11 protein-coding genes are annotated in these 13,185 nt (G+C 63.7%); all 11 read right to left on the bottom strand.

Features of this window, described 5'->3' with window-relative positions; translation table 11 throughout:
• Positions 1–50: 50 nt before the first annotated feature.
• The 11 genes from C8C89_RS16545 to msrA all read right to left on the bottom strand — a co-directional run bounded on the left by C8C89_RS16545 (position 51) and on the right by msrA (position 13,177).
• Positions 51–2,423: a TonB-dependent receptor gene (locus C8C89_RS16545; protein WP_133991120.1), complete on the bottom strand. Its 2,373-nt coding sequence runs from the start codon at positions 2,421–2,423 to the stop codon at positions 51–53.
• 219 nt (positions 2,424–2,642) lie between these two features.
• On the bottom strand, positions 2,643–3,797 hold the full coding sequence (locus C8C89_RS16540; protein ID WP_133991118.1) for an LLM class flavin-dependent oxidoreductase: 1,155 nt from the start codon (positions 3,795–3,797) through the stop codon (positions 2,643–2,645).
• Positions 3,798–3,831: 34 nt separating this feature from the next.
• Complete coding sequence (locus C8C89_RS16535) at positions 3,832–4,911, bottom strand: LLM class flavin-dependent oxidoreductase (protein ID WP_133991116.1); 1,080 nt, start codon at positions 4,909–4,911, stop codon at positions 3,832–3,834.
• A gap of 244 nt (positions 4,912–5,155) precedes the next feature.
• A complete protein-coding gene (locus tag C8C89_RS16530; RefSeq protein ID WP_243858312.1) occupies positions 5,156–6,238 on the bottom strand; it encodes a sigma 54-interacting transcriptional regulator in 1,083 nt (360 codons plus the stop codon).
• A 285-nt stretch (positions 6,239–6,523) separates the two neighbouring features.
• Positions 6,524–7,828, bottom strand: coding sequence for a homogentisate 1,2-dioxygenase (hmgA, locus tag C8C89_RS16525; protein WP_133991112.1), 1,305 nt, complete (start codon positions 7,826–7,828; stop codon positions 6,524–6,526).
• Entirely contained in the window at positions 7,825–8,010 is a 186-nt protein-coding gene (locus C8C89_RS16520; RefSeq protein ID WP_133991111.1) for a DUF2783 domain-containing protein, read from the bottom strand. Before C8C89_RS16520 ends, hmgA begins: the two co-directional genes overlap by 4 nt.
• Before the next feature lie 12 nt (positions 8,011–8,022).
• A complete protein-coding gene (locus tag C8C89_RS16515) occupies positions 8,023–9,714 on the bottom strand; it encodes an FAD-dependent oxidoreductase (RefSeq protein WP_133991110.1) in 1,692 nt (563 codons plus the stop codon).
• A 13-nt stretch (positions 9,715–9,727) separates the two neighbouring features.
• Positions 9,728–11,083: an MFS transporter gene (locus C8C89_RS16510; RefSeq protein WP_243858044.1), complete on the bottom strand. Its 1,356-nt coding sequence runs from the start codon at positions 11,081–11,083 to the stop codon at positions 9,728–9,730.
• A gap of 140 nt (positions 11,084–11,223) precedes the next feature.
• Positions 11,224–11,622 carry a DUF1842 domain-containing protein gene (locus tag C8C89_RS16505; RefSeq protein ID WP_101481496.1) on the bottom strand — a complete coding sequence of 133 codons (399 nt, stop codon included), beginning with the start codon at positions 11,620–11,622 and terminating at the stop codon, positions 11,224–11,226.
• A gap of 208 nt (positions 11,623–11,830) precedes the next feature.
• Complete coding sequence (locus C8C89_RS16500; RefSeq protein WP_101481497.1) at positions 11,831–12,649, bottom strand: helix-turn-helix transcriptional regulator; 819 nt, start codon at positions 12,647–12,649, stop codon at positions 11,831–11,833.
• Between the two features lie 18 nt (positions 12,650–12,667).
• On the bottom strand, positions 12,668–13,177 hold the full coding sequence (gene msrA, locus C8C89_RS16495) for a peptide-methionine (S)-S-oxide reductase MsrA (RefSeq protein WP_101481498.1): 510 nt from the start codon (positions 13,175–13,177) through the stop codon (positions 12,668–12,670).
• Positions 13,178–13,185: the final 8 nt, after the last annotated feature.

The following is a 13,185-nucleotide window of genomic DNA, read 5'->3' as shown; positions in this document are numbered from 1 at the left end:
TGCGGCATCCACGTCCGGCGACTATAGCATATCGCCCCTGCCCTGCGCGATCAGAACTGCACCGTGTACGACGCGCCCACCGTGCGCCCCTGGCCGATGATCACCGTGTCGCCATTCACGGCGCCTGGCACGAAGCTGGTGAGGGTGTGGTTGCGGTAGACCTTGTCGGCCAGGTTGTTCGCATACGCCGTGATCCGCTGCTTGCCGCCCGGGAGCACATACGACAGGCGCGCATTGGCCAGCGCGAAGCCGCCCTGGTTCAGCAAGTCGCGCGCGGCATTTTGCGGGTCGACATAGTAGTACTGCTTCGACGTGTAGCGCACATCGCCGCTGAAGACCAGCTGCGCGCCATTGCCCAGCGGGTAGCGGTAGTCGGCCGCCAGCAAGGCCGTCACGTGCGGCGAGCGCACGAATTCATTGCCGGAGCGGTCGCCGCCATTGTTCTGGATGGCGAAATCGTCGAATTCCGTGCGCAGCAGGCCCAGATTGGCATTGATGTGCAGGTTGTCCGTCGGCTGCGCCTCGATCTCGAATTCCGCGCCATTCACGTGGGCCTTGCGCACGTTCTGCAGGTAATTGACGCTTTGCGTAGGGTCGCCGTTGTACACGCCCGTGATATTCACCTGCACGTTCTTGTAATCGTAATGGAAGACGTTGGCGTTGAAATTGAGGCGCCCGTCCAGCCATTCCGATTTCAGCCCCGCCTCGAACGAGTTCAGGGTTTCCGGTTTCACCGTATTCAATGCGCGCACGTCCGTGGCGCTCGTGTTGTAGCCGCCCGACTTGATGCCGTGCGCGTATTTCAGGTAGCCGCGCAAGGTGCGGCTGAAGCGGTACTCGGGCGTCACGTCATACGTCAGCGCATTCCACGTGGTGGATGGATTCGACGTGAAGTTGTTGTTGGTCACCGAAGCGGCCGCGTAATTGCCGCCCCGGACCGTGTTCCACCAGTTCGACGTATCGCCAAACGTCACCGTGTTCGATGCGGCCTGCACGCGCTGCAAGTCCAGGTCCTTGGTTTCCGTGGTCCAGCGCAAACCAAAGGTGGACAGGAACTGCTCGCTGAAGTTGACGGTCGTACTGCCAAAGATGGCCGCGCTGCGCGCCTTGTGCTGGTAGACGGTGCGGTTGTAGCCGACAGGCTGGGTGCTGCCCGCCAGCGCCGGCACGGTACCATTGGGCAGGCGCGCGCCGGCCGAATCGGAGTCGATCTTTTCATTGAAATAGAACAGGCCAGCCACCCAGCTCACGGCGCCGTTTTGCGGCGACGTCAAGCGCAGCTCCTGCGACACTTGCCGGCTGCTTGCCTTCGAGCGGCTGCGGCCCACTTCCAGCGGCGTGTTGTCGCTGTCGCCCGTCGCTTCGTTGCGGAAGTTTTCATAGCCCGTGATCGACGTCAGGGTCAGTTCGCCCAGCGCGTACTCGAGGTTCAGCTGGGCGCCGCCCTGTTTGACGTCGCTGTCGGCCGGCGCGTTCGTGCTGACATCATCGGGATTGGTGCTGGGGACGTAGCCGTTGCGGTACACACCATTGGCACCGTAGCTGGCCACGGTGGTGGTGGCGCCCTTGGTCGTGTAGTCGCGATAATGCAGGTTCAGGTTCGCTGTCAGGTCGCGCCCGATCAGGGCCTTGAGCTGACCGCGGATGGCGCTATCCTTGAGTTTTCCATCGCGCTCGCCCGTAAACTGGTTGTGGAAGCGGCCTTTGTCCTGCTGCTCCGTGTGGAAAGACAAGCGCCCCGCCAGCACCTCGTCGACCAGCGCGCCACCAATGGCGCCTTCGGCCAGAGTGGTGTCGTAGCTGCCGTAATCGAGCTTGGCATAACCGCTGGACTTGAACGAGGGCTTGCGCGAAATCACATTGATGGCACCGCCCGTCGTATTCTTGCCCCACAAAGTGCCTTGCGGGCCGCGCAGCACCTCCACCCGGTCCAGGTCGAACAGGGGAAAGCCCGTGGCGCTGGAATTGCTGATGTAGACGTCATCGAGGTAAAAACCGACGGGGTTCGGAAAATCAATTTGCTGCTGGCCCGCGCCCACGCCGCGTATCCACCAGCGCGGACGGCCATGCTGCTGCGTGCCCGCCGAGGCGTTCGGCACGTAATTGAGGATTTCGCTTGCCGAGCGGCCGACGCCAGTATCGAGCAGCTCCTTGCCACCGAGAACCGTGATCGCGCTCGGCACTTTTTGCGCGGATTCCTCGCGCTTTTGCGCCGTCACTGTCACCGACTGCAAGGAGGCGCCCTCGCCGGTGCCGTTGGCGTCGGCCGAGGCAATGACGTCGGCGCCAGGCGTTTCCGCGTGGACCATGCCATGGACGAGCATCAAGCCGCCGATGGCGAAGGCCGAGCGCAACGCGCGGCGCAGCGGGGTCAGATGAAAGGGAAAGGAAGAGAAGGCGGCGGGGGCAGTCGAACGGCGCATGGGTGGTGATCCTTGAGTAAAGTCAAAACGCGAGATGGTGATGACTGTTATTGCAAGGCGCATGCCCGCTGCCGCAGCGCAGCAAAATTAACTTAAGTGTTTGATTTCAAAAGAAGACTATCGAAATGATAGTGCTGTTGATTTGGCAGCAGCGCTGCTGCCGCGTGCTGCCTGCGCGACAGCAGGCGGTGGCGCTGCTGTCGCGGCAACAGGGGATACTCAGGCGGCGCGCAACAACGCTGCCGTATGTCCGCGCACGAGGGGCAGCACTTCCTCGCCCACCCGGTACGCTTCTTCCAGATGCGGTGTGCTGGCCAGGATGAAGGCGTCGGCGCCCAGCTGCACCAGTTCGTCGAGACGTTCGGCCACCTGCTGGTAGCTGCCGACGATGCCCTGCGTCTGCCCGCCGCGCAGGAGATTAAAGCCGGACCAGATGTTCGGCGCCGTGATCAAGTCCTTATAGCTGTTCAGGGTGGTCGGACGGTTGCCCCGTTGGCGTGCCGCACCCACGGAATCGCCGCCGTCCGTGCCGAGGAACTGGCGCAAGGTGGCGGCATCCACGGCGTCAAAGCCCTTGCGCACCTCGTCCCACGCCTCTTCCTCCGTGGCGCGGGCCACGATGTCGACGCGCACGGCGCACTTGATCTTGCGCCCCAGGAGCGCCGTCTTTTCATGCACGCGGGCGAATTTCTCGCGCAGCTGCTCGAACGGCTCCAGCCACGTCAGGTAGTAATCAGCGTGCTTCGAGGCGGAACCGAGGGCCGCATCGGACGAGCCGGAAAAGTAAATTTCGGGGAAGTCCTGTTCCGACAGCGGCGTGGCCAGGCCCGCGTCTTCCACCTGGTAAAACTTGCCCTGGTAGGAAAATGGCCCGCCGCGCCACACGCCGCGCACCACGTCGAGAAATTCCGTCGTGCGCGTGTAGCGGTCGTCGTGGCCGGCCGAATCGCCCCACCACAGCTGCGAAGGGCCGCCGCCGCCCGTGATCACGTTGTACAGGGCGCGGCCGCCCGTGGCCCGCTGCAGGCTGGCCGTCATGCGCGCGGCCACCACGGGGTTCAAAAAGCCGGGCTGGAACGGGATCATGAAGCGGAATGTGCTCGTCTCGCGCGCCAGCAGCGCGGAAATGGCCCACGGTTCATCCGTCATCGGAAAGGACGGGATCAAGCCGCCCTGGAAGCCCGATAGCTCGGCCGCGCGGGCGATTTCCGCCAGGTAGTCGATGTAGGTAAAACCGTCGGCGCCGCCACCACCGAGGCCCGCCTGGCGCAGCTTTTCATTGCCGGGAAACCAGTCGCCGCGAAACGGCGTGCGGGCGCGGTGCGAACTCGGTTCGCCATGTGTGGGGATGCGCCAGAAAAAATCGATTGCCATCAAGGTACTCCTTCAGTAGGTTGGATACAGGAACTCAAGCCGCTTGCAGCTGCGCGCTCAACGCTGCCCGCACGCGTGGCAGCACGTGTTCGCCGATGCGATAGGCTTCCTCGAAATGAGGGATGGCGGCCAGCACGAAGCTCGACACACCGGCCTGCGCGTAGGCTTGCAGCGCCTCGCTGACCTGTTCATAGCTGCCGACCAGGGCGCCGTGGGCGCCCGTTTGCGCTTGCGCAAAGCCGGGCCAGAACGCGGCAGCATCATCCTCGAACGGAGCATCGTCAGGTAGCCCCGCCCCGCTGCGGTAGCGGCGCGCGTCGCGCAAGGCTTCGTCGAAGGTTTCACGTGCCAGCACGTCGATGCGCAAGGCCGCCGCCACGACGCGGCCCAAGTGGCGCGCCTGCGCTTGCAGGCTGTCGATGGAAGGCTGCAAGTCCGCCAGCGGCGCCGCGTCAAACACGTGCACGTCGGCCTGGCGCGCCGACAGGGCCAGCGCCTCGGGCGACTCGCCCGTCAGGTAGATGCTGTTCACAGGATGGTTCGCCAGCGGGCCATTGAAGCCGCCGTCCTGCACTTCGAAGAACTTGCCCTTGAAGCTGAACGGCGAGGTGTTCTGCACGCCGCGCGCCACCGTGATGAATTCATCGATGCGCGGCACAATATCGGCGTCCGGCGCCGTATCACCCTGGCGCCGGCGCGCTGCCGCATCGCCGCCGTAGCCGATCTGCCAGGCGAAGCGCCCGCCCGTGAAGCGCTGGAAGCTGACGGCGTTCTTTGCCGCGTAAACGGCCGAACCCCAGGCGGCGTCGAATTCGGCGATCAGTTTCAGATGGCGCGTGCTGCGCGCCAGGTAGCCGGCGACGATCCAGCTTTCATCGCCCTGCGTATCGTGGCGTATCTGGATGCCGTCGAAGCCCGAAAGATCGGCCGCGCGGGCGATCTGGTGCAGGTAGTCGAAATAATTAAAGGGCGGATGCGCGCCGCGCGGGTCGCTCACGCCCGGCTGCAGGGGGCTGGGCGCGCCAGCGTTTCGCTCGCCCCTGCGCGTGATGCCGGGCGCCGCGTAGCGGCCGTCGCCGCTGGTGGGCAATTGCCAGATGAATTCAATGGTCATGCATGGACTCCTGTCGTGGGTCGAAGAAAGGGCCGGGGCGCGCTTTCCATACTTGCGCGCACTGGCCTGCCCTACCCTCCTCGCAGAAAACATGCCATGCCGCTTGCGCCCACCAGCGCCCTTCACTGTTGATTTGGCAGCAATCCGCTGCATCCCCGGCAGCAGCGTGCTGCGCGCGCAACAGCCATGAAAAAAGCCGGAGCCGCATCACTGCGGTTCCGGCTCCAGGGGATCAGTCATGCGCCTAGTCGATGGCGCCCGCCTTTTTCAAAAAGGTGCGCAGGATGTTACGGCTCAGATTCAGGTGCTTCGCCGTGCGCACCTGGTTGCGCTCATTGCGCTCCCACGCGGCGCGCACCAGTGCCTGCTGCATGGCCTCGAACTCCACGGCCTCGCCCGAGTCGAGCAAGGCTTGCCAGGCGCGGGCGAAGCGTTCGGCGGCCAGCAAGTCATCCTGGCCGGCCGCGCCGTGGGCCGCGTAGGCGATATCGGCGCCGCCGGCCCAGGCGTCTGGAACAGGTACAGGAATAGGGGTAGACGCGGGCACTGGAGCGCGGTGCCAGCCCGACAAACTCAGGTCCTCGGCGCGCACCACGCCGCTGCGGCACACGAGCAGCGCGCGGTGGATGACGTTTTCCAGTTCGCGGATATTGCCCGGCCACGGATACGCCAGCAAGGCTTGCTGCGCTTCAGGGCCCAACTCCACCTCGCCCAGGTGCAATCGCTGCGCATAGATGGCCATGAAATGGCGCGTGAGCGGCATGATGTCGCCCGGGCGTTCGCGCAAGGGGCGCAGCGGCAGGCCGATCACTTGCAGCCGGTAATACAGATCTTCGCGGAAGCGCCCGGCCCGCACGGCTTCGGCCAGGTCCACATTGGTGGCGGCGATCAGGCGCACGTCGATGGGGATGGCGCGCCGCGCCCCCAGGCGCACCACTTCGCGCTCCTGCAGCACGCGCAGCAGCTTGACCTGCATCGCCAGCGGCAAGTCACCGATTTCGTCGAGGAACAAAGTGCCGCCGCTGGCCGTCTCGAACCAGCCGGGTTTGCCCTGCTGTGCACCCGTAAACGCGCCTTTTTCATAGCCAAACAGTTCGCTCTCGACCAGGGTTTCGGAAAACGCGCCGCAGTTAATCGCCACAAAAGTCTGCTCGGCGCGCCCGCTCAAGCCGTGCACATGGCGCGCGATCAACTCTTTCCCGGTACCCGTTTCGCCCGTGATCAGCACCGTCGCCTCGCTGGGGGCGATGCGCTCGATCAGCTCGTGCAACTGGCGCGAACGGGGGTCGGCAAAGACAAAGGCCGTGGCGCGCACCAGCAAGCTCATTTGCTGTGGGTCGCGGAAGGCGACCAGCGCCTCGCTATCGCCGTCAGCGCCCGCGCCGCGGGCAAGGTGGGCGCTGCGCGCGAAATCGCTGCTGAAATTGTGGGCTAAGAGTTCCATGGGCCGACTATACCGCGCCCCATCGCCAGGCGTGAACGAATCGTGCCGCGCTAGCTTATCCGGATTTTGCATATGCGGACGCTAGTCCAATGCTGGCCGTAACCTTGCTGAAGCAAAGGAGCAGGAAATCTCGCCTGCACACCACGGAGCCCTCAAGCGCGCGCCGATCTAGGTTTGATCAGGTTCAAAATGCTTGCGCAAGCCTTGCCAGCACTCGAAATAGTCGTTTTGCAGCAGGCCGCCATTCAAGGCGAACGGCGTCGGCTTGAGGATGGTGCGCGTCTCGAACATGAAGGCCATGGTGTCGGCCACTTTGACGGGCGCGGACGTGTCGCTGCGGGAAGCCTTCTCGAACGTCTGCGCATCGGGACCGTGGCCCGACATGCAGTTGTGCAGGCTGGCGCCGCCGGGCACGAAACCGGCCGCCTTGGCGTCGTACACGCCGTGGATCAGGCCCATGAATTCGCTGGCCACGTTGCGGTGGAACCACGGCGGCCGAAACGTGTTCTCGGCGGCCAGCCAGCGCGGCGGGAAGATGGCGAAGTCGATGGCGCCCAAGAGCGGGTTTTCGCTGGGCGCTTGCAGCACCAGGAAAATCGACGGGTCCGGATGGTCGTAGCTGATCGAGCCGATGGCGTTGAAACGGCGCAAATCGTATTTGTAAGGCGCGTAATTGCCGTGCCAGGCCACCACGTCCAGCGGCGAATGGTCCAGGGTCGTACGCCACAAATGGCCGCAGAACTTGGCCAGCAGCTCGCACTCGCCATCGATATCTTCGTAGGCCGCGTGCGGCGTCAGAAAATCGCGTGCATTCGCCAGGCCGTTCGAGCCGATGGGCCCCATGTCCGGCAAACGGAAGGCCGTGCCGAAATTTTCACACACATAGCCGCGCGCCATGCCATCCGGCAAGGTCACCCGGAAGCGCACGCCGCGAGGGATGACGGCGATTTCCTGCGGTTCCAGCTCGATCAGGCCCAGTTCCGTGGCAATTGCCAGCCGGCCTTCCTGCGGCACGACAAGCAATTCGCCATCGGCCGAATAAAAGAAGCGCTGCATGGAGCGGTTGGCCGCATACACGTGGATGGCGCAGCCGCTCATTGCTTCGGCGCTGCCGTTGCCGGCCATCGTGTGCCAGCCGTCGATGAAGTCGACCGGCGTACTGCTGTCGGGCAGCGGCAGCGGGTCCCAGCGCAGCTGGTTCGGCGGCGTGGGGGGCATGGCATGGAAATCGCTGACGATGTTGTTATTCGCCAGCAAGGTAAACGGCGGATGCTGGCTGGCCGGGCGGATGCGGTACAGCCACGAGCGCCGGTTTTGCGCGCGCGGCGCCGTGAAGGCCGTCCCCGACAATTGTTCCGCGTACAGGCCCAGGGGCGCTTGTTGCGGCGAGTTTTGCCCATGCGGCAAGGCGCCGGACACGGCCTCTGTGGCAAATTCGTTGCCGAAGCCGCTTTGGTAGCCGGCCCCTATCATGCGCTCACCACCAGGCCCTCGGCAGCGTCGCGCAGCAAGCCCTGCACCACGTCGGCCTTGCCGATGGCGCCCATGGCCAGCAAGGCAAAGCGGGCGAGGAACAGCGGCGAGCGCTGTTCGCCCAGGCCGCCCATGGTGTGGCACAGTTCAGTATATAAATTATCAAGTTCGATGTCGTTCATGTTGTCTCCTTGTTACTCTGATTGGGCGATGCAGGCCGCCGCCAGCGCTGCCGCCACCTGCCCCGCCGTCACTTGCCGCCAGCGTCCCAGCACGTGGCCGTCCGGACGCACGAGGTAAAACGTGCCTGGCTGTGCGTCAAACAATGAGAATACCTGCGCAGTGTGGTCCCAGGCGCACAATTCACCTCTGGCCCCGGCCGGATTACGGGCCAGCGCCACGGTGGCCAATGGCCATGTATCGCGCAGCGCCAGCAATTGCGGGGGCACGGCGCCATCCTCGCTGAAATACAAGCCCGTAAAGTCGCCATCCGCACCTTGTACCAGATCGGTAATATACCCCGCTTTTTGTCCGCCGCTGTGTGGCAGCGCCAGCGGGCACTCCGGCAAGACCGTACCCGGCGCGGGCCCGGCCGTGAACACATCCGGGTCGGGCGCGTTCAAGGGCGACTGCGCATACGTGATGGCGCTGGTCTGGCGCGGATTGATCAGCGAGCGCACGTGCGCATGCTTGCCCGCCAGGCCAAGCACGGCCGTGCGCATCAGCTCGAAAGCGAACGTGGGCGGCGCCATGAATTCCGTGCTTTTCGTGCCGTGGCGCAAGTTTTCACGGGCGGCGAACACGCGCTCGTCCGAATAGCTGTCCAGCAAGCCATGGGGTGCCTGCCCTTTGACCACATACGCGAGCTTCCAGGCCAGGTTGTCGGCATCGTCGATGCCGGAATTGGCCCCGCGCACGCCGAAGATGGGCACCAGGTGGGCCGCATCGCCCGCGAACAGCACGGGGCCGTGCCGGTATTTGTCCAGGGTCAAGGCGTTGGCTTTATAAATGGTGATCCACACGGGATGCCACGGCGCAGTTTCCCCCATCATGGCCAGCAGGCTGTCCACCCGGGGCGCCACGTTTTCCAGCAACACGGCCGACTGCGCGTCCTCGTCATCGCGCAACTGGTAATCGATGCGCCAGATATCGTCGGGCTGCTTGTGCACCAGCACGGTCGAACCGGGATTCGACGGCGGGTCGAAATACGCCAGGCGCTCCGTCGGTCGGTCGCTCTTCAGGTGGATATCGACGATCACATAACGCCCCTCGTAACTGGTGCCCTGCAGTTTGAGACCTAGCGCCTCGCGCACGGCACTGCGCCCGCCATCGGCCGCCACCAGCCAGTCCGTATCGATTTGATACGTATCTTCCGGTGTCGTCACCGTCACGCTGGCGCCATCGGCGCGACGATCCACGCGCGTGACTTTCGTTTGCCAGCGGATATCGATCAGCTCCGGCAGGCGTTCGGCCGCGTCAAGCAGGAATTGCTCGATATGGTATTGCGCCAGGTTGACCATGGGCGGCAATTTCTGGTTCGCGTCTTGCGGCATCGTAAAGTGCAGCACTTCTTCCTCGCGGTAAAAGCTGCGCCCGCCCGCCCACGGCAAGCCCTTGGCCAAAAAGCCGTCGAGCGCGCCCAGGCGGCCTATGATTTCCAGGCTGCGCCGCGAGATGCAAATGGCGCGGCTGCCCGTGCACACGCCATCATCCGCTTCGATCAGCACAGAGCGCACGCCGTGGCGCGCCAGGCCCAGGGCCGTGGCCAGTCCCACGGGACCGCCACCGATGATCAGTACCGGTACATGCTGCGTGCCGGCGCCCACCGGCTTGCCAGGCGGATAGACTTTCGGCACATGGGGATAGGGGTGAAATGTGTCGCTCATGATGCTTTCCTCTTCAAGAAGGTGTTTTACCAGTACGCGCAATGGGCAGGGTCAGCACGATGGCCGCACCTGCCACGAGCAGCACGCTGGCATACAGCAAGCCCGTGGCAAAGCTGTGCGTGAAATCCTTCAGCCAACCCACGACGACGGGGTTCAGGGCCGAGCCAATATTGCCCGTGGCATTGATGACGGCAATGCCGATGGCCCGCGCCCCCAGGCTCAGTGCCCGGTCCGGCGTCGTCCAGAAGACGGACATGGCCGTATAGGCGCCCGTCGAGGCCATGCACACGCCCAGCAGCTGCACCACGGGGTTGCCGGAATACGCCGTCAGCAGCCAGCCAGCGGCCGACAGCAGCATGGGCCAGACGATGTGCCAGCGGCGTTCCTGCAGGCGGTCCGAGCGGCGGCCCCACAGGACCATGCCGATGACGGTACATACCTGCGGGATAGCGGCCAGCAAGCCGATTTTCGTGTTGCTGGCGTCGCCGCTGAAGCTCTTCACGATCAAGGGTGTCCATACGGCAACCATCGCCAGGGTATTGACCAGGCAAAAATAGGCGATACCGAATTTCAGCACGGTAGACGACAGCATTTCCGCCAGCACCGAGGTTTTCGTTTGTCCTGCGGTTTGTGGAGCTGCCGGCTTGTGCTCGGCCGCCAGCATGCGCGCCAGCACCTGCTGTTCCAGCTTGCCCAGCCAATGCGCCTTGTTGGGCGAATCGTCGAGGTAGCCGTACACGGCCAGGCCCAGCAGGACGGATGGCATGCCTTCGAGCAAGAACAGCCATTGCCAGCCCTTCAAGCCCCAGTGGCCGTCCAGGCCAAGGATCAGGCCCGACAGGGCCGAACCGATGGCGGCCGTGACGGGCATGGCGATCATGAACAGGGCGTTGGCGCGTGCGCGGTAGGCGCTGGGAAACCAATACGTCAGGTACAGCAGCATGCCGGGCAGAAAGCCCGCCTCCGTCACGCCGACCAGGAAGCGCAAGGCATACAGGCTGGCCGGACCGCTGGCAAACAGGGTCGCCGTCGAGGCCAGGCCCCAGGCGATCATCATGCTGCCGATCCACTTGCGCGCGCCGATGCGGGCCAGCACGATGTTGCTGGGAATGCTGCACGCGATGTAGGCAATGTAAAACAGGGTGGTGGCAAAGCCGAACTGGGTGCCGGACAAGCCCAGGTCTTGCATCATCGTCAGGCCGGCGAAGCCGATATTGATGCGGTCGAGAAAGGAAAACACGAACAGCAGGAACAGAAATCCCAGCAAATGGCGCGATACCTTGCGCATCACCTGCTGTTCCAGCTGATTGGCGGCCGCGTCAAGAACGGGCGCATGGGTGGCGGGGGTGGCCGCTTGGGCGATGGTCATGCTTGTCTCCATAAGGTGTCACTCTCCCCGTGTTGATTTTATTGGGTGAGAGTTGCCGGATGCTCCGGCTTGAGACACAGTATGCAGACGACTACGCCAACGGCTGTCCCCATTTTGGGGACAGCCGCTGGCCAAAAGGACTAACCGCGTTTCTTGATGGGCACGTTGTCGATCTTCTGGTTGCCATAGCTGAAGGAACCGTGGCCGCTCCAGTTGTTGTCGGTCACGAAAGTCGCTTCAAACTTGGCCAGGTAGCTGCCGATGGCCGGTGGCGGCACGGACACCACGTATTCGCCGCTCAGGCTGAAGACGCGCGTGGCATTGCCCAGGCCCAGGCCATGCACGGGGCCGCTGACGGGACGGATCACCACGCGGCCATGCGGTGGCGCGATCGATTGCGTGATCAGCGCTTCGCCGCTGACGCTGCCGTCGTCGGGATTGTAAAACAGGGCGAGATTCAGGATGGGTGCGCCAGGCAGACCGAGATTGCCGGCGATCAGATAGACATGTTCTACCGCATTCAATTCAGATGAGGACACAATGAACTCCTTATGGGATGATTCCTGAGCCATGAAAAGGGAGATCGCGCGCGGCGACAGGCACTGGCTATCAGCCTTGCTGATGGCGCTTCAGCGCATCAACACTCTGCCGGCAGCATAGCCTTTTTTTTCATATCAATATGCTCACATTATTGCCTTGAATTCCAGTATTTTTGTGCACTGCCCCCTATGCACGGCGCGCTAGCATTTATACGGCATGCGGGCTTAGACATAACGCAAACAATTGGCGCTGGCTGGCAATGCCCAGCCGTTTGTACGCGCGCTTCTGATAGGTGACGACGCTCGATGGCTGCACGCCCATGGTCTCCGCTATTTCCACGGCAGTGAGCCCTTCAAGCACGCCGCGCAGCACGTCGAGTTCGCGCTTGCTCAATTGCGGGCCATGCTGGCGCAGCCGGGCCAGCATCATGGGCGAGACGCCTTGCGCGGGCTGTCCATTGATGCTGTAGTGGTGTCTGGCCGCATGCGCGAACAGGGGTGACAGGGTTTCGATGGCGGCGATTTCGCCGGGCTGGAACTGGCCCTGGCTGCTGTCGCGGTAGAAATTGACGGACAGCCAGATATCGCTGGCCGGCTGTACCAGCAGGGACAGCCGGTCCGACACATTGGGTTTTTGATAGCAGACGGCGCGGTAGCCGGGGTGGCGGATCTCGTCGCTGGCTTGCTGGTGCAGCACGATGGCGGGATCGATGTAGGGCCGGGCGGCGGGCGCGATGACGCTCTGGTTGCCGTCGAGTGCATAGTAATGACGCGCGTAGCTGTCGGCAATATCCTGCAGAAAACGCCCGCCGCGCCGGTCGGCCACGGCCACCGTGCGGGGCCGGTTGCCGAATTCATAAGCGAAGATCGTGCACTGGGCGATGGATGCGGCCGCGCCGGCCGTTTTCAGGATGGCGCTTGCCATGGCATTCACATCGGCATGGCTGATGGCGGCCACCAGATCGAGGGCGCGCCCCAGATCCAGCTGCCCTTCCGCCTGCCGCCGCTCTACCTGCCAATAGCGCATGGCTGCCTCCCGTGACGCTTATTGTTGACGCTGCGGCAAGACCCAGTCCGGGCGGATGTAGTGGCAGGTATAGCCGTGCGGCAAGCGCTGCAGATAATCCTGATGCTCCGGTTCCGCTTCCCAAAACGGGCCGGCCGGCGCCACTTCCGTCACCACCTTGCCGGGCCACAGGCCGGAAGCGTCGACATCGCGGATGGTCTCTTCGGCCATGCGTTTTTGCTCGTCGCTCGTGTAAAAGATGGCCGAACGGTAGCTCGTGCCGCGGTCATTGCCCTGGCGGTCTTCCGTGCTGGGGTCATGGATCTGGAAGAAGAATTCCAGGATCTTGCGATAGCTGATGGTGTTCGGGTCGAAAATGATCTCGATCGCTTCCGCATGCGTGCCATGGTTGCGGTAGGTGGCGTTGGCCACATCGCCGCCGCTGTAGCCCACGCGCGTGGCAAGCACGCCCGGATAGCGGCGCAGCAAGTCTTGCATGCCCCAGAAGCAGCCGCCGGCCAGGATCGCGGTTTCGTTATTTTGTGTCATGTTGTTCA

Source organism: Janthinobacterium sp. 75, assembly GCF_004365495.1.
In the GTDB taxonomy this organism is placed as follows: domain Bacteria; phylum Pseudomonadota; class Gammaproteobacteria; order Burkholderiales; family Burkholderiaceae_D; genus Janthinobacterium.
This window is presented reverse-complemented; position numbering and strand designations above follow the sequence as displayed.